Genomic DNA, 15,192 nt, shown 5'->3' with positions numbered 1-15,192 from the left:
CCAACAAAAAAACACAAACAAACCAAAACAAACCCGCAGGGGGGCCGCCACCCCCCCCCCCCCCCCCCCCCCCCCCCCCCCCACGTTTCTGCTCAGGTGCCGCAGGCGGTCACGCCTCTTCGTGCGTGGCCACGGCGCGGCGGGCGTCGGCGTCCAGGACGCCCCAGCTGATCAGCTGCTCGGTGAGGACCGAAGGGGACTGGTCGTAAATGACGGCGAGCGTGCGCAGATCGTCCTGGCGGATGGAGAGCACCTTGCCGTTGTAGTCACCGCGCTGGGACTGGATCGTCGCCGCGTAGCGCTGCAGCGGGCCCGCCTTCTCGGCCGGCACGGTGGCCAGCCGCTCCAGGTCGAGGACCAGCTTCGGCGGCGGCTCGGCCGCGCCGCCCGGCGTGGTGCCCGGCAGGAGCTCCTGCACGGGAACGCCATAGAAATCGGCCAGCTCGGCAAGCCGCTGGACGGTCACCGCACGGTCGCCACGCTCGTAGGACCCGACCACCACGGCCTTCCAGCGCCCCTGGGACTTCTCCTCGACACCGTGGAGGGAAAGGCCCTGCTGGGTGCGGATGGCCCGGAGCTTGGCCCCGAGCTGTTTGGCGTATTCGCTGGACATATAGCTCCCCGGACACTGTGTCGACGCGGCCGGAGGGTGTTCCCGCCGCGCGGCTGGTAACTCACTGTGAGGTTACGCAGCGTGACTCTCGTGCGTCAAGCCGAATGGTCCACACCGACTCTTCCGTGGTAGTGGCAACCGGTTGCGCCAAGGGGGTGATCGGGGACCTCTCCATGACCTGGTACGGTGGATGGCGCAAATCCGACGTCCTTTAAGGTCCGTCCCGTGAGGCGGAGAAGGGGGTCCGTTTCGTATGGACAAGCACGACTCGCCCGCGCAGGCGTCCGATGCGCGGCCCGTTCTCGAAGGCCCTGACATCGCGCGGGTACTGACCCGTATCGCCCACGAGATCGTCGAGCGCGCCAAGGGCGCCGACGACGTGGTGCTCCTCGGCATTCCCACCCGGGGCGTCTTCCTCGCCCAGCGGCTCGCCGTCAAGCTGGAGCAGATCACCGACCGCAAGGTCCCGGTCGGCTCCCTCGACATCACCATGTACCGCGACGACCTGCGCATGCACCCCCCGCGTGCGCTTGCCCGCACCGAGATCCCCGGTGACGGCATCGACGGCAAGCTGGTCGTCCTCGTCGACGACGTGCTCTTCTCCGGCCGCACCATCCGCGCCGCGCTCGACGCCCTGAACGACATCGGGCGCCCCCGTGCGGTCCAGCTCGCGGTCCTGGTCGACCGAGGCCACCGCGAACTGCCGATCCGCGCCGACTACGTCGGCAAGAACCTCCCCACGTCGCTGCGGGAGACGGTCAAGGTCCAGCTCGCCGAGGAGGACGGTCGCGACACCGTGCTGCTCGGTGTGAAGGCCGGTCAGTAGCAACTCAGGCGCCGGGCTGCTCCGGCATGCCCACACCTGCGCCGATTTGCCCCATATCTCCTGAATGAACTGCCTTACGGAGCCTGACAGATGCAGCGTCATCTCATCTCGGCCGCCGACCTCACCCGCGGCGACGCCGTCCTGATCCTCGACACCGCCGAGGAGATGGCCCGGGTGGCCGACCGGCCGATCAAGAAGCTGCCGACCCTGCGCGGCCGCACGATCGTCAACCTCTTCTTCGAGGACTCCACGCGCACCCGGATCTCCTTCGAGGCCGCCGAGAAGCGCCTGTCCGCCGACGTCATCAACTTCTCCGCCAAGGGCTCCAGCGTCTCCAAGGGCGAGTCCCTGAAGGACACCGCCCAGACCCTGGAGGCCATGGGCGTCGACGCCGTCGTCATCCGGCACGGCGCCTCCGGGGCCCCGTACCGCCTCGCCAACTCCGGCTGGATCGACGCGGCCGTGATCAACGCCGGTGACGGCACCCACCAGCACCCCACCCAGGCCCTGCTGGACGCCTTCACCATGCGCCGCCGCCTGGTCGGCCGGGACGCCGGTCTCGGCCAGGACCTCGGCGGCAAGCGCGTCACCATCGTCGGCGACGTCCTGCACAGCCGGGTCGCCCGCTCCAACGTCGACCTGCTGCACACCCTCGGCGCCGAGGTCACCCTCGTCGCCCCGCCCACCCTGGTGCCGGTCGGCGTCGAGACGTGGCCCTGCGAGGTGTCGTACGACCTCGACAGCGCGCTGCCCAAGTGCGACGCCGTGATGATGCTCCGCGTCCAGCGCGAGCGGATGAACGCCGCCTTCTTCCCGACCGAGCGCGAGTACTCCCGCCGCTACGGCCTCGACGGCGACCGCATGGCCAGGCTGCCCGAGCACGCCATCGTGATGCACCCCGGCCCGATGGTGCGCGGCATGGAGATCACCGCCGAGGTCGCCGACTCCGACCGCTGCACCGCCGTCGAGCAGGTCGCCAACGGCGTCTCCATCCGGATGGCCGTCCTGTACCTGCTGCTCGGCGGCAACGAGCCCGCCCAGACCCGCACTGAGGAGAAGTAAGACCATGAGCAAGATCCTGATCCGTGGTGCGAGGGTGCTCGGCGGCGAGCCGCAGGACGTGCTGATCGACGGCGAGGTCATCGAGGCGGTCGGTACGGGTCTGTCCGCCGACGGTGCCGAGGTGATCGAGGCCGGCGGCAGGGTACTGCTGCCGGGCCTGGTCGACCTGCACACCCATCTGCGCGAGCCGGGCCGAGAGGACTCCGAGACCGTCCTGACCGGCACCCGCGCGGCGGCGAGCGGCGGCTACACCGCCGTCTTCGCCATGGCCAACACCTTCCCGGTCGCCGACACCGCCGGTGTCGTCGAGCAGGTCTACCGGCTCGGCCAGGAGCACGGCTACTGCGATGTGCAGCCCATCGGCGCCGTCACCGTCGGCCTGGAGGGCAGGAAGCTCGCCGAGCTGGGCGCCATGCACGAGTCCGCCGCCGGGGTCACCGTCTTCTCCGACGACGGCAAGTGCGTGGACGACGCCGTGATCATGCGCCGCGCCCTGGAGTACGTGAAGGCCTTCGGCGGCGTCGTCGCCCAGCACGCCCAGGAGCCGCGGCTGACCGAGGGCGCCCAGATGAACGAGGGGGTCGTCTCCGCCGAGCTGGGCCTGGGCGGCTGGCCGGCCGTCGCCGAGGAGTCGATCATCGCCCGCGACGTGCTGCTGGCCGAGCACGTCGGCTCCCGCGTCCACATCTGCCACCTGTCGACCGCCGGCAGCGTCGAGATCGTCCGCTGGGCCAAGTCCCGCGGCATCGACGTCACGGCCGAGGTCACCCCGCACCACCTGCTCCTCACCGACGAGCTGGTGCGGACGTACAACCCCGTCTACAAGGTCAACCCGCCGCTGCGCACCGAGCGGGACGTGCACGCCCTGCGCGCGGCCCTCGCGGACGGCACGATCGACATCGTCGCCACCGACCACGCCCCGCACCCGCACGAGGACAAGGACTGCGAGTGGGCCGCCGCCGCCATGGGCATGGTCGGCCTGGAGACCGCGTTGTCAGTGGTCCAGGAGACCATGGTCGACACGGGTCTGCTGGACTGGGCCGGCGTCGCCGACCGTATGTCCGTCAAGCCCGCGCAGATCGGACAGGCCACCGGGCACGGCCGTCCCGTCTCGGCTGGTGAGCCCGCCAACCTCACCCTCGTCGACACGGAATACCGTGGCCGGGTGGACCCCGCGGGCTTCGCCTCGCGCAGCCGCAACACCCCCTACCAGGGGCGTGAGCTGCCGGGCCGTGTGACGCACACGTGGCTGCGGGGCAAGGCCACGCTCGTCGACGGGAAGCTCACGTGACACCTGTAATCCTGCTGGCCGAGGCCAAGAGGTCGGCCGAGGTCACCGACTGGCCGGCCCGCATCGGCTGGCTCGTCGGACTCCTGCTCTTCATCGCGCTCGTCTACTGGCTGATGCGCGAGGGCTGGAAGTGGCGCGGCACCCTCCAGAGCGACATCCCGGAGCTGCCCAGCGCGCCGGACGAGACCGGCCCGGTGAGACTGGGCATGAGTGGCCGCTACCACGGCTCCACCACCGCCGGGCAGTGGCTGGACCGCATCGTGGCCCACGGCCTGGGCACCCGCAGCCGGGCCGAGCTGACCCTGACGGAGCAAGGCCTGGAGGTCGAGCGTCCCGGAGCGACCGACTTCTTCGTCCCCGCCGCCGCACTGCGCGGAGCCCGGCTGGACAAGGGCATCGCCGGCAAGGTCCTCACCGAGGGCGGACTGCTGGTGGTGACCTGGGAGCTCGGAGACAAGCTGATCGACTCCGGCTTCCGCTCCGACCGGGCGGCCGAGCACACCGAGTGGGTCGACACCCTGAACCAGATGATCAACGACACGGAAGGCGCACGATGACGACCTCCACCAGGGGAAGCTCCTCTCAGAGGAACAAGGTGCTTCCCGCCGTACTCGTCCTGGAGGACGGCCGCATCTTCCGCGGCCGTGCCTACGGGGCCGTGGGGGCGACCTTCGGCGAGGCCGTGTTCTCCACCGGCATGACCGGCTACCAGGAGACCCTGACCGACCCGTCGTACGACCGGCAGATCGTGGTCGCGACCGCCCCGCAGATCGGCAACACGGGCTGGAACGACGAGGACGACGAGTCCAAGCGCATCTGGGTCTCCGGATACGTCGTGCGCGACCCCGCGCGCGTGCCGTCCAACTGGCGGGCCAAGCGCTCGCTGGACGACGAGCTGGAGCGGCAGGGCGTGGTCGGCATCTCCGGCATCGACACCCGCGCCCTGACCCGCCATCTGCGTGAGCGCGGCTCCATGCGCGCCGGCGTCTTCTCCGGTGAGGCGATCGCCCCCGACTCCGAGCTCCTCGCGCGCGTGCAGGCTCAGCCGCACATGAAGGGCGCGAGCCTCTACGAGGAGGTCGCGACCAAAGAGGCCTACGTCGTCCCGGCGATCGGCGAGAAGAAGTTCACCGTCGCCGCGATCGACCTCGGCATCAAGGGCATGACCCCGCACCGCATGGCCGAGCGCGGCATCGAGGTCCACGTCCTGCCCGCGACCGCCACCGCCGCCGACGTGTACGCCGTCAGCCCGGACGGGGTCTTCTTCTCCAACGGCCCCGGTGACCCGGCGACCGCCGACGGCCCCGTCGCCCTCATGTCCGCCGTCCTGGAGCGCAGGACGCCGCTCTTCGGTATCTGCTTCGGCAACCAGATCCTCGGCCGCGCGCTCGGCTTCGGCACGTACAAGCTGAAGTACGGCCACCGGGGCATCAACCAGCCGGTCCAGGACCGTACGACCGGCAAGGTCGAGGTCACCGCGCACAACCACGGCTTCGCCGTGGACGCGCCGCTCGACAAGGTCAGCGAGACCAGGTTCGGCCGCGCCGAGGTCTCGCACGTCTGCCTGAACGACAACGTCGTGGAGGGGCTGCAGCTGCTCGACCAGCCGGCCTTCTCCGTCCAGTACCACCCCGAAGCGGCAGCGGGCCCGCACGACGCCGCCTACCTGTTCGACCGCTTCGTTTCCCTGATGGAGGGCCAGCGTGCCTAAGCGCACCGATATCCAGTCCGTCCTGGTCATCGGCTCCGGCCCGATCGTCATCGGCCAGGCCGCCGAGTTCGACTACTCCGGCACGCAGGCGTGCCGCGTGCTCAAGGCCGAGGGCCTGCGCGTGGTCCTCGTCAACTCCAACCCGGCGACGATCATGACCGACCCGGAGATCGCCGACGCCACCTACGTCGAGCCGATCACCCCGGAGTTCGTCGAGAAGATCATCGCCAAGGAGCGCCCGGACGCCCTGCTGCCCACCCTGGGCGGCCAGACGGCCCTGAACACCGCCATCTCGCTGCACGAGAACGGCGTCCTGGCCAAGTACGGCGTCGAGCTGATCGGCGCCAAGCCCGAGGCGATCCACAAGGGCGAGGACCGCGACCTGTTCAAGGAGGTCGTGGAGGAGGTCCGCAAGAAGATCGGGCACGGCGAGTCCGCCCGCTCGGTGATCTGCCACTCCATGGACGATGTCCTCAAGGGCGTCGGGACGCTCGGCGGCTACCCGGTCGTCGTCCGCCCGTCCTTCACCATGGGCGGCGCCGGCTCCGGCTTCGCGCACGACGAGGAGGAGCTGCGCCGCATCGCGGGCCAGGGCCTCACGCTCTCCCCGACCACCGAAGTGCTCCTGGAGGAGTCCATCCTCGGCTGGAAGGAGTACGAGCTGGAGCTGATGCGGGACAAGCACGACAACGTCGTGGTCGTCTGCTCCATCGAGAACTTCGACCCGATGGGTGTGCACACCGGTGACTCGATCACCGTCGCCCCGGCGATGACGCTGACCGACCGCGAGTACCAGATCCTGCGCGACATCGGCATCGCGGTGATCCGCGAGGTCGGCGTGGACACCGGCGGCTGCAACATCCAGTTCGCGGTGAACCCCGAGGACGGCCGCGTGATCGTCATCGAGATGAACCCGCGCGTGTCGCGGTCCTCGGCCCTCGCCTCCAAGGCCACCGGCTTCCCGATCGCGAAGATCGCCGCCAAGCTGGCCGTCGGCTACACCCTGGACGAGATCCCGAACGACATCACCCAGGAGACCCCGGCCTCCTTCGAGCCCACGCTCGACTACGTCGTCGTCAAGGCCCCACGGTTCGCGTTCGAGAAGTTCCCGCAGGCCGACAGCACCCTCACCACCACCATGAAGTCGGTCGGCGAGGCCATGGCCATCGGCCGCAACTTCACCGAGGCCTTCCAGAAGGCGCTGCGCTCGCTGGAGAAGAAGGGCAGCCAGTTCACCTTCGTCGGCGAGACGGGCGACAAGGAAGCCCTGCTGCGTGAGGCCGTACGGCCCACCGACGGCCGGATCAACACGGTCATGCAGGCCATCCGCGCGGGCGCCACGCCCGAGGAGGTCTTCGAGTACACGAAGATCGACCCGTGGTTCGTGGACCAGCTCTTCCTGATCAAGGAGGTCGCGGACGAGCTGGCCGAGGCGCCCGAGCTGACCCGCGAGCTGCTCGCCGAGGCCAAGCGGCACGGCTTCTCCGACCAGCAGGTCGCCGAGATCCGCGGCCTGCGCGAGGACGTCGTCCGCGAGGTCCGGCACGCCCTCGGTATCCGCCCGGTCTACAAGACGGTCGACACCTGCGCCGCCGAGTTCGCGGCCAAGACGCCGTACTTCTACTCCTCCTACGACGAGGAGACCGAGGTCGCCTCCCGTGAGAAGCCGGCCGTCATCATCCTGGGCTCGGGTCCGAACCGCATCGGGCAGGGCATCGAGTTCGACTACTCCTGTGTGCACGCCTCCTTCGCGCTGTCCGACGCCGGGTACGAGACCGTGATGGTCAACTGCAACCCGGAGACCGTCTCCACGGACTACGACACCTCCGACCGGCTGTACTTCGAGCCGCTGACGCTGGAGGACGTGCTGGAGATCGTGCACGCCGAGCAGCAGGCGGGCCCGGTCGCCGGTGTGATCGTGCAGCTGGGCGGGCAGACCCCGCTGGGCCTGTCGCAGGCGCTGAAGGACAACGGCGTGCCGATCGTGGGCACGTCCCCGGAGGCGATCCACGCGGCCGAGGACCGGGGTGCCTTCGGCCGGGTGCTGGCGGAGGCGGGGCTGCCGGCGCCGAAGCACGGCACGGCCACCACGTTCGAGGAGGCCAAGGCCATCGCCGACGAGATCGGCTACCCGGTCCTGGTCCGGCCGTCGTACGTCCTCGGCGGACGCGGCATGGAGATCGTCTACGACGAGACCCGGCTCGCCGCCTACATCGCCGAGTCGACCGAGATCAGCCCCTCCCGGCCGGTCCTCGTCGACCGCTTCCTGGACGACGCCATCGAGATCGACGTCGACGCCCTGTACGACGGCGAGGAGCTGTACCTCGGCGGCGTCATGGAGCACATCGAGGAGGCCGGCATCCACTCCGGCGACTCGGCGTGCGCCCTGCCCCCGATCACGCTGGGCGGCTTCGACATCAAGCGGCTGCGCGCCTCCACCGAGGCCATCGCCCGCGGCGTCGGCGTGCGCGGCCTGATCAACATCCAGTTCGCGATGGCCGGCGACATCCTCTACGTCCTGGAGGCCAACCCGCGCGCCTCCCGTACGGTCCCCTTCACCTCCAAGGCGACCGCGGTGCCGCTCGCGAAGGCCGCCGCCCGCATCTCGCTGGGCGCGACCATCGCCGAGCTGCGTGCCGAGGGCCTGCTGCCGAACAACGGCGACGGCGGCGAGCTCCCACTCGACGCGCCGATCTCCGTCAAGGAGGCCGTCATGCCGTGGTCGCGCTTCCGCGACATCCACGGCCGCGGTGTCGACACCGTCCTCGGCCCGGAGATGCGCTCCACCGGCGAGGTCATGGGCATCGACTCCGTCTTCGGCACGGCGTACGCCAAGTCGCAGGCGGGTGCCTACGGCCCGCTGCCCACCAAGGGCCGCGCGTTCATCTCGGTCGCCAACCGCGACAAGCGCTCGATGATCTTCCCGGCGCGCGAGCTGGTCGCCCATGGCTTCGAGCTGATGGCCACGTCCGGCACCGCCGAGGTCCTCAAGCGCAACGGCATCAACGCCACGGTCGTGCGCAAGCAGTCCGAGGGCACCGGTCCGAACGGCGAGAAGACCATCGTCCAGCTCATCCACGACGGCGAGGTCGACCTCATCGTCAACACCCCGTACGGCACCGGCGGCCGCCTCGACGGCTACGACATCCGTACGGCCGCGGTGGCCCGCTCCGTGCCGTGCCTGACGACCGTCCAGGCGCTCGCGGCGGCCGTCCAGGGCATCGACGCCCTCAACCACGGTGACGTGGGCGTCCGCTCGCTCCAGGAACACGCGGAACACCTGACCGCGGCCCGCGACTAGCAGCCCTGAGGGGGACATCGGAAACGGTGTCCCCCTCTTCGTGAGGACCCCAGAGGACTTTCTAGATGTACGAGCTATTCTTCCGTCTGGTTTTCAAACGGATGGACCCGGAGAAGGCCCACTACCTGGCCTTCCGCTGGATCCGCCTCGCCGTCCGCATTCCCGTGCTGCGCACCCTCGTCGCGGCCGCCCTCGCACCCCGCTACAAGGAACTGCGCACGGAGGCCTTCGGGCTGCGCATGCACGGCCCCTTCGGGCTCGCCGCCGGCTTCGACAAGAACGCCGTCGCGATCGACGGAATGTCGATGCTGGGCTTCGACCACGTCGAGATCGGCACGGTCACCGGCGAGCCGCAGCCCGGAAACCCCGGGAAGCGGCTGTTCCGGCTGGTCGCGGACCGCGCGCTGATCAACCGCATGGGCTTCAACAACGACGGCTCGCTGGCCGTCGCCGCCCGCCTCGCGACCAGGGAGCCGGTCTTCCGGACCGTCGTCGGCGTCAACATCGGCAAGACGAAGACCGTCCCGGAGGCGGAGGCCGTCGCCGACTACGTGAAGTCCGCCGAGCGCCTCGCCGCGTACGCGGACTACCTGGTCGTGAACGTCTCCTCGCCGAACACGCCCGGCCTGCGCAACCTGCAGGCCACCGAGGCCCTGCGCCCGCTGCTGAGCGCCGTCCGCGAGGCCGCCGACCGCACGGTCGCGAACCGGCGCGTCCCGCTGCTGGTGAAGATCGCGCCCGACCTCGCCGACGAGGACGTCGACGCCGTCGCCGACCTGGCCGTGGAACTGGGCCTGGACGGCATCATCGCCACCAACACCACCATCGCCCGCGAGGGCCTCGGCCTGAAGTCGGCACCTTCGCTGGCGAAGGAGGCCGGCGGCCTGTCCGGCGCCCCGCTGAAGGCGCGTTCCCTGGAGGTCCTGCGCCGTCTGTACGCGCGCGTGGGCGACCGGATCACGCTGGTCGGGGTCGGCGGCATCGAGACCGCCGAGGACGCCTGGCAGCGCATCCTGGCGGGTGCCACGCTGGTCCAGGGGTACAGCGCGTTCATCTACGAGGGTCCCTTCTGGGCCCGGGCGATCCACAAGGGCCTCGCCGCCCGCCTGCGCACCAGCCCGTACGCCACCCTCGCCGACGCGGTCGGCGCCGACGTGAGGAAGCCCGCATGACTCTTCTGGAGCCCTTCGGCGCCCGGTTGCGCCGTGCCATGGACGAGCGCGGCCCGCTGTGCGTCGGCATCGACCCGCACGCCTCCCTGCTCGCCGAGTGGGGTCTGAACGACGACGTGGCCGGGCTGGAGCGGTTCAGCCGCACGGTCGTCGAGGCGGTGGCCGACCGGGTCGCCGTGATGAAGCCGCAGAGCGCCTTCTTCGAGCGCTTCGGCTCCCGCGGTGTCGCCGTCCTGGAGACGGTCGTCCAGGAGGCGCGCGCGGCCGGCACCCTGGTCCTGATGGACGCCAAGCGCGGCGACATCGGCTCGACCATGGCCGGGTACGCCGAGGCCTACCTGCACAAGGACGCCCCGCTGTTCTCCGACGCCCTGACCGTCTCGCCGTACCTGGGCTACGGCTCGCTCAGCCCGGCCGTCGCGCTGGCCCGGGAGAGCGGCGCCGGCCTGTTCGTGCTGGCGCTCACCTCGAACCCGGAGGGCCCCGAGGTCCAGCACGCCGTCCGCACCGACGGCCGCACCGTGGGCGCGACCATGCTGGCCCACCTGGCCGCCGAGAACGCGGGGGAGGAGCCGCTGGGCTCCTTCGGCGCCGTCGTCGGCGCCACGGTCGGCGACCTGTCGTCGTACGACCTCGCCATCAACGGACCGCTCCTCGCGCCCGGAGTCGGTGCGCAGGGCGCGACGCCGGCCGACCTTCCGAAGGTGTTCGGGTCGGCGCTGCGCAACGTCGTGCCGAACGTCAGCCGGGGTGTGCTGCGGCACGGTCCCGACGCCGGGGCGCTGCGCGCGACCGCCGAGCGCTTCGCGGAGGAGATCCAGGCCGCCGTCGCGGGCGCCTGAGTCCTGAGAGGTGCGCCCCGGCGAGCGGTGTCCCGGCGACTTGAGTGTGAATACATCCTCAAATCGAGGGCATTATGTCGGAAATGTCCGGCCTGGCGGAGGCTGACCAGGACTTTTCCGCTGTTCTCGCTGACTCTGGCGGCCTTGACCGCTAGTCTCCGAGCTGTGGGGGCACCCCCACACCCATTAGGTAGTGGGGGAGAACGGGCGAAGCGTGTTGCTCGTAGCTCCCCAGGTGTGGGGCGACTAGGTTCCTCACCGGTCCGTATCCGACAGTTCGACATCCGAGGTGACGTAGGCGTGGCTCTTCCGCCCCTTACCCCCGAACAGCGCGCAGCCGCGCTCGAAAAGGCCGCCGCGGCTCGCCGGGAGCGGGCCGAGGTCAAGAATCGACTCAAGCACTCCGGCGCCTCCCTGCACGAGGTCATCAAGCAGGGCCAGGAGAACGACGTCATCGGCAAGATGAAGGTCTCCGCACTGCTCGAGTCCCTGCCGGGCGTGGGCAAGGTCCGCGCCAAGCAGATCATGGAGCGTCTGGGTATCTCCGAGAGCCGCCGCGTGCGCGGTCTCGGTTCCAACCAGATCGCTTCCCTGGAGCGTGAGTTCGGCAGCACCGGCTCCTGAGTCCGGCGCCTGCCGGACCGGGAGTCCCGGGCACTCCGGGATTGCTGGAATAATCGCTGCATGAGTGAACGTCCGCGGCTGACCGTGCTCTCCGGCCCCTCGGGGGTCGGCAAGAGCACGGTCGTCGCCCATATGCGCAAGGAACACCCCGAGGTCTGGCTCTCGGTGTCGGCCACCACCCGCAAGCCGCGTCCCGGCGAGCAGCACGGAGTCCACTACTTCTTCGTCACCGACGACGAGATGGACAAGCTGATCGCCAACGGCGAGCTGCTGGAGTGGGCCGAGTTCGCGGGCAACCGCTACGGCACGCCCCGTGCGGCCGTGCTGGAGCGGCTGGAGAAGGGTGAGCCGGTGCTGCTGGAGATCGATCTCCAGGGTGCCCGGCAGGTCCGGGAGTCGATGTCCGACGCCCGCCTGGTGTTCCTGGCTCCGCCCTCCTGGGAGGAGCTGGTGCGCAGGCTGACCGGCCGGGGCACCGAGCCGCCCGAGGTCATCGAGCGCCGTCTGGAGGCGGCCAGGACCGAGCTGGCGGCCGAGCCGGAGTTCGATACGACCTTGGTCAACACCTCCGTCGAGGACGTGGCGCGCGAGCTGCTAGCCTTGATGGACGTCGTGTGATCGTGACTGTGATCACGTCGACTGAATCTTTCCCACCCATCGGAAGGTAGAGCGTGTCCTCTTCCATCACCGCGCCCGAGGGCATCATCAACCCGCCGATCGACGAGCTTCTCGAGGCAACCGACTCGAAGTACAGCCTCGTGATCTACGCGGCCAAGCGTGCCCGCCAGATCAACGCGTACTACTCGCAGCTCGGCGAGGGTCTCCTCGAGTACGTCGGTCCGCTCGTCGACACCCATGTCCACGAGAAGCCGCTCTCGATCGCCCTGCGTGAGATCAACGCGGGTCTGCTGACGTCCGAGGCCATCGAGGGCCCCGCCCAGTAGTACGCGGAGGAGTGCGCAGTAGTACTTTCAGACTGCGAACGACTTATCCACAGGCCCGGCAGTCGCACTGCCGGGCCTGTGGTGTGTCATTGGGTGTGCAGGGTTCCGAGTCCGGGGAGTGAGCGTGGACAAGCCGAGGGTCGTTCTGGGAGTCAGCGGCGGCATCGCCGCGTACAAGGCCTGTGAGCTGCTGAGAAGGCTTGCGGAGTCGGGCCATGACGTCCGCGTGGTGCCCACCGCCTCCGCGCTGCACTTCGTCGGCGCCGCGACCTGGTCCGCCCTGTCCGGCAACCCGCTCTCGACGGAGGTCTGGGACGAGGTCCACGAGGTCCCGCACGTCCGCATCGGCCAGCACGCCGACCTGGTGGTCGTCGCGCCCGCCACGGCCGACCTGCTCGCCAAGGCCGCCCACGGCCTCGCCGACGACCTGCTCACCAACACGCTCCTGACCGCCCGATGTCCGGTCGTCTTCGCGCCCGCCATGCACACCGAGATGTGGGAGCACCCGGCCACCCAGGAGAACGTGGCCACGCTCCGCCGCCGCGGTGCCGTCGTCATCGAGCCCGCCGTCGGCCGCCTCACCGGCGTCGACACCGGCAAGGGCCGGCTGCCCGACCCGGCGGAGATCTTCGAGGTCTGCCGGCGGGTGCTGGCCCGGGGCGCCACCGAGCCCGACCTCAAGGGGCGGCACGTCGTCGTCTCGGCGGGCGGCACGCGCGAGCCCCTCGACCCGGTCCGCTTCCTCGGCAACCGCTCCTCCGGCAAGCAGGGCTACGCCCTCGCCCGCACCGCCGCCGCGCGCGGCGCCCGGGTCACCCTGATCGCGGCCAACACCGGCCTGCCCGACCCGGCGGGCGTGGACGTCGTACCGGTCGGCACGGCCGTCCAGCTGCGCGAGGCCGTGCTGAAGGCGGCGGCGGACGCCGACGCGGTCGTCATGGCCGCCGCCGTCGCCGACTTCCGCCCGGCGGTCTACGCCAGCGGCAAGATCAAGAAGAGGGACGGCCAGGACCCGGACCCGATCGTCCTGGTGCGGAATCCAGACATTCTTGCGGAAGTTTCGGCCGACCGAGCGCGGCCCGAACAGGTGGTCGTGGGCTTCGCCGCCGAGACCGACGACGTCCTCGCCAACGGCCGTGCCAAGCTCGCCCGAAAGGGCTGTGACCTGCTCGTGGTCAACGAGGTGGGGGAGCGCAAGACCTTCGGTTCCGAGGAGAACGAGGCCGTGGTGCTGGGCGCCGACGGCAGCGAGACACCGGTGCCGCACGGCCCCAAGGAGGCTCTGGCCGACATCGTCTGGGACCTCGTGGCACGGCGGCTGGGGTGAGGTAGGGGCCCCGGACGCCCGGTTGACGGAGCGCCTCGGGAACGATCAAATCGGGTGCGGCGGTACCTGGCCAACGCCGCCCGGCATTGTGCAGAATGCCCGTGCCGCAGGTCACAGCGCTCCCGAGAGGCGAGACACGTGCCCCATCGGCCGAGTGTGACCGATAAACTGTTCACGGTCGACGCCGGGCGCAGCCCCGCGCGTCGCCGCAAATGATCAGCCAGCAGCCGCTGCAACCACAGGGAGCGTTGTGTCCCGTCGCCTGTTCACCTCGGAGTCCGTGACCGAGGGTCACCCCGACAAGATCGCTGACCAGATCAGCGACACCATTCTCGACGCGCTTCTGCGCGAGGACCCGTCCTCCCGGGTCGCCGTCGAGACGCTGATCACCACCGGCCTGGTGCACGTGGCCGGCGAGGTGACGACCAAGGCCTACGCGGACATCGCGACCCTGGTCCGCAACAAGGTCCTGGAGATCGGCTACGACTCCTCCAAGAAGGGCTTCGACGGCGCCTCCTGCGGCGTGTCGGTGTCCATCGGGGCGCAGTCCCCGGACATCGCCCAGGGTGTCGACACGGCGTACGAGTCCCGGGTCGAGGGCGACGAGGACGAACTGGACAAGCAGGGCGCCGGCGACCAGGGCCTGATGTTCGGCTACGCGTCCGACGAGACGCCGACCCTGATGCCGCTGCCGATCTTCCTGGCGCACCGCCTGTCGAAGCGCCTGTCGGAGGTCCGTAAGAACGGCACCATCCCCTACCTGCGCCCGGACGGCAAGACGCAGGTCACCATCGAGTACGACGGCGACAAGGCCGTACGCCTCGACACGGTCGTCGTCTCCTCGCAGCACGCGAGCGACATCGACCTGGAGTCGCTGCTCGCCCCCGACATCCGCGAGTTCGTCGTGGAGCCGGAGCTGAAGGCTCTCCTGGACGACGGCATCAAGCTGGACACCGAGGGCTACCGCCTGCTGGTCAACCCGACCGGACGCTTCGAGATCGGCGGCCCGATGGGCGACGCCGGCCTCACCGGCCGCAAGATCATCATCGACACCTACGGCGGTTTCGCCCGCCACGGCGGCGGCGCCTTCTCCGGCAAGGACCCGTCCAAGGTCGACCGCTCCGCCGCGTACGCGATGCGCTGGGTCGCCAAGAACGTGGTGGCGGCGGGCCTGGCCTCCCGCTGCGAGGTCCAGGTCGCCTACGCGATCGGCAAGGCCGAGCCGGTCGGTCTGTTCGTGGAGACCTTCGGCACGGCCAAGGTCGAGGCCGAGAAGATCGAGAAGGCGATCGACGAGGTCTTCGACCTGCGGCCGGCCGCGATCATCCGCGACCTCGACCTGCTCCGCCCGATCTACGCCCAGACGGCGGCGTACGGCCACTTCGGCCGCGAGCTGCCCGACTTCACCTGGGAGCGCACCGACCGCGTGGACGCCCTGCGGAAGGCCGTGGGCCTGTAGGTCCGCCTTCCGGCACAGGC

14 protein-coding genes are annotated in these 15,192 nt (G+C 70.1%); 13 read left to right on the top strand and 1 reads right to left on the bottom strand.

Annotated elements, in window-relative coordinates:
• Positions 1-109: 109 nt before the first annotated feature.
• On the bottom strand, positions 110-613 hold the full coding sequence (gene bldD, locus ACZ7GZ_RS20795; protein ID WP_014671524.1) for a transcriptional regulator BldD: 504 nt from the start codon (positions 611-613) through the stop codon (positions 110-112).
• Positions 614-866: 253 nt separating this feature from the next.
• On the opposite strand from bldD, the gene pyrR reads away from it, so the two are divergent.
• From pyrR to metK, 13 genes are all read left to right on the top strand, one after another.
• Positions 867-1,439, top strand: coding sequence for a bifunctional pyr operon transcriptional regulator/uracil phosphoribosyltransferase PyrR (gene pyrR / locus ACZ7GZ_RS20790; RefSeq protein WP_471026123.1), 573 nt, complete (start codon positions 867-869; stop codon positions 1,437-1,439).
• A 90-nt stretch (positions 1,440-1,529) separates the two neighbouring features.
• The gene (locus ACZ7GZ_RS20785; RefSeq protein ID WP_471026122.1) at positions 1,530-2,501 is read left to right on the top strand and encodes an aspartate carbamoyltransferase catalytic subunit; all 972 of its coding nucleotides are present in this window, start codon (positions 1,530-1,532) and stop codon (positions 2,499-2,501) included.
• Positions 2,502-2,505: 4 nt separating this feature from the next.
• Positions 2,506-3,792, top strand: a complete 1,287-nt coding sequence (locus ACZ7GZ_RS20780) for a dihydroorotase (protein WP_471026121.1) — start codon at positions 2,506-2,508, stop codon at positions 3,790-3,792.
• A complete protein-coding gene (locus ACZ7GZ_RS20775) occupies positions 3,789-4,349 on the top strand; it encodes a PH-like domain-containing protein (protein WP_471026120.1) in 561 nt (186 codons plus the stop codon). The genes ACZ7GZ_RS20780 and ACZ7GZ_RS20775 overlap by 4 nt, the downstream gene beginning before the upstream one ends.
• The gene (gene carA, locus ACZ7GZ_RS20770) at positions 4,346-5,503 is read left to right on the top strand and encodes a glutamine-hydrolyzing carbamoyl-phosphate synthase small subunit (RefSeq protein WP_471026118.1); all 1,158 of its coding nucleotides are present in this window, start codon (positions 4,346-4,348) and stop codon (positions 5,501-5,503) included. Before ACZ7GZ_RS20775 ends, carA begins: the two co-directional genes overlap by 4 nt.
• Positions 5,496-8,804, top strand: coding sequence for a carbamoyl-phosphate synthase large subunit (gene carB, locus ACZ7GZ_RS20765; RefSeq protein ID WP_471026117.1), 3,309 nt, complete (start codon positions 5,496-5,498; stop codon positions 8,802-8,804). Before carA ends, carB begins: the two co-directional genes overlap by 8 nt.
• Positions 8,805-8,869: 65 nt before the next feature.
• Complete coding sequence (locus tag ACZ7GZ_RS20760) at positions 8,870-9,976, top strand: quinone-dependent dihydroorotate dehydrogenase (RefSeq protein WP_471026115.1); 1,107 nt, start codon at positions 8,870-8,872, stop codon at positions 9,974-9,976.
• The gene (gene pyrF / locus ACZ7GZ_RS20755; protein WP_471026112.1) at positions 9,973-10,818 is read left to right on the top strand and encodes an orotidine-5'-phosphate decarboxylase; all 846 of its coding nucleotides are present in this window, start codon (positions 9,973-9,975) and stop codon (positions 10,816-10,818) included. Before ACZ7GZ_RS20760 ends, pyrF begins: the two co-directional genes overlap by 4 nt.
• Before the next feature lie 300 nt (positions 10,819-11,118).
• Positions 11,119-11,442, top strand: a complete 324-nt coding sequence (locus ACZ7GZ_RS20750; RefSeq protein WP_003977346.1) for an integration host factor — start codon at positions 11,119-11,121, stop codon at positions 11,440-11,442.
• Positions 11,443-11,451: 9 nt separating this feature from the next.
• Positions 11,452-12,060 carry a guanylate kinase gene (gene gmk / locus ACZ7GZ_RS20745; protein ID WP_471026181.1) on the top strand — a complete coding sequence of 203 codons (609 nt, stop codon included), beginning with the start codon at positions 11,452-11,454 and terminating at the stop codon, positions 12,058-12,060.
• A gap of 53 nt (positions 12,061-12,113) precedes the next feature.
• A complete protein-coding gene (rpoZ, locus tag ACZ7GZ_RS20740) occupies positions 12,114-12,386 on the top strand; it encodes a DNA-directed RNA polymerase subunit omega (protein ID WP_005319902.1) in 273 nt (90 codons plus the stop codon).
• Positions 12,387-12,510: 124 nt separating this feature from the next.
• Entirely contained in the window at positions 12,511-13,713 is a 1,203-nt protein-coding gene (coaBC, locus tag ACZ7GZ_RS20735) for a bifunctional phosphopantothenoylcysteine decarboxylase/phosphopantothenate--cysteine ligase CoaBC (protein ID WP_471026111.1), read from the top strand.
• Positions 13,714-13,963: 250 nt separating this feature from the next.
• On the top strand, positions 13,964-15,172 hold the full coding sequence (gene metK / locus ACZ7GZ_RS20730; protein WP_471026109.1) for a methionine adenosyltransferase: 1,209 nt from the start codon (positions 13,964-13,966) through the stop codon (positions 15,170-15,172).
• Positions 15,173-15,192: the final 20 nt, after the last annotated feature.

This window comes from Streptomyces sp. NPDC037288, assembly GCF_055603265.1.
The sequence above is the reverse complement of the archived record's forward strand: the minus strand, read 5'-3'. Positions and strand labels throughout refer to the sequence as shown.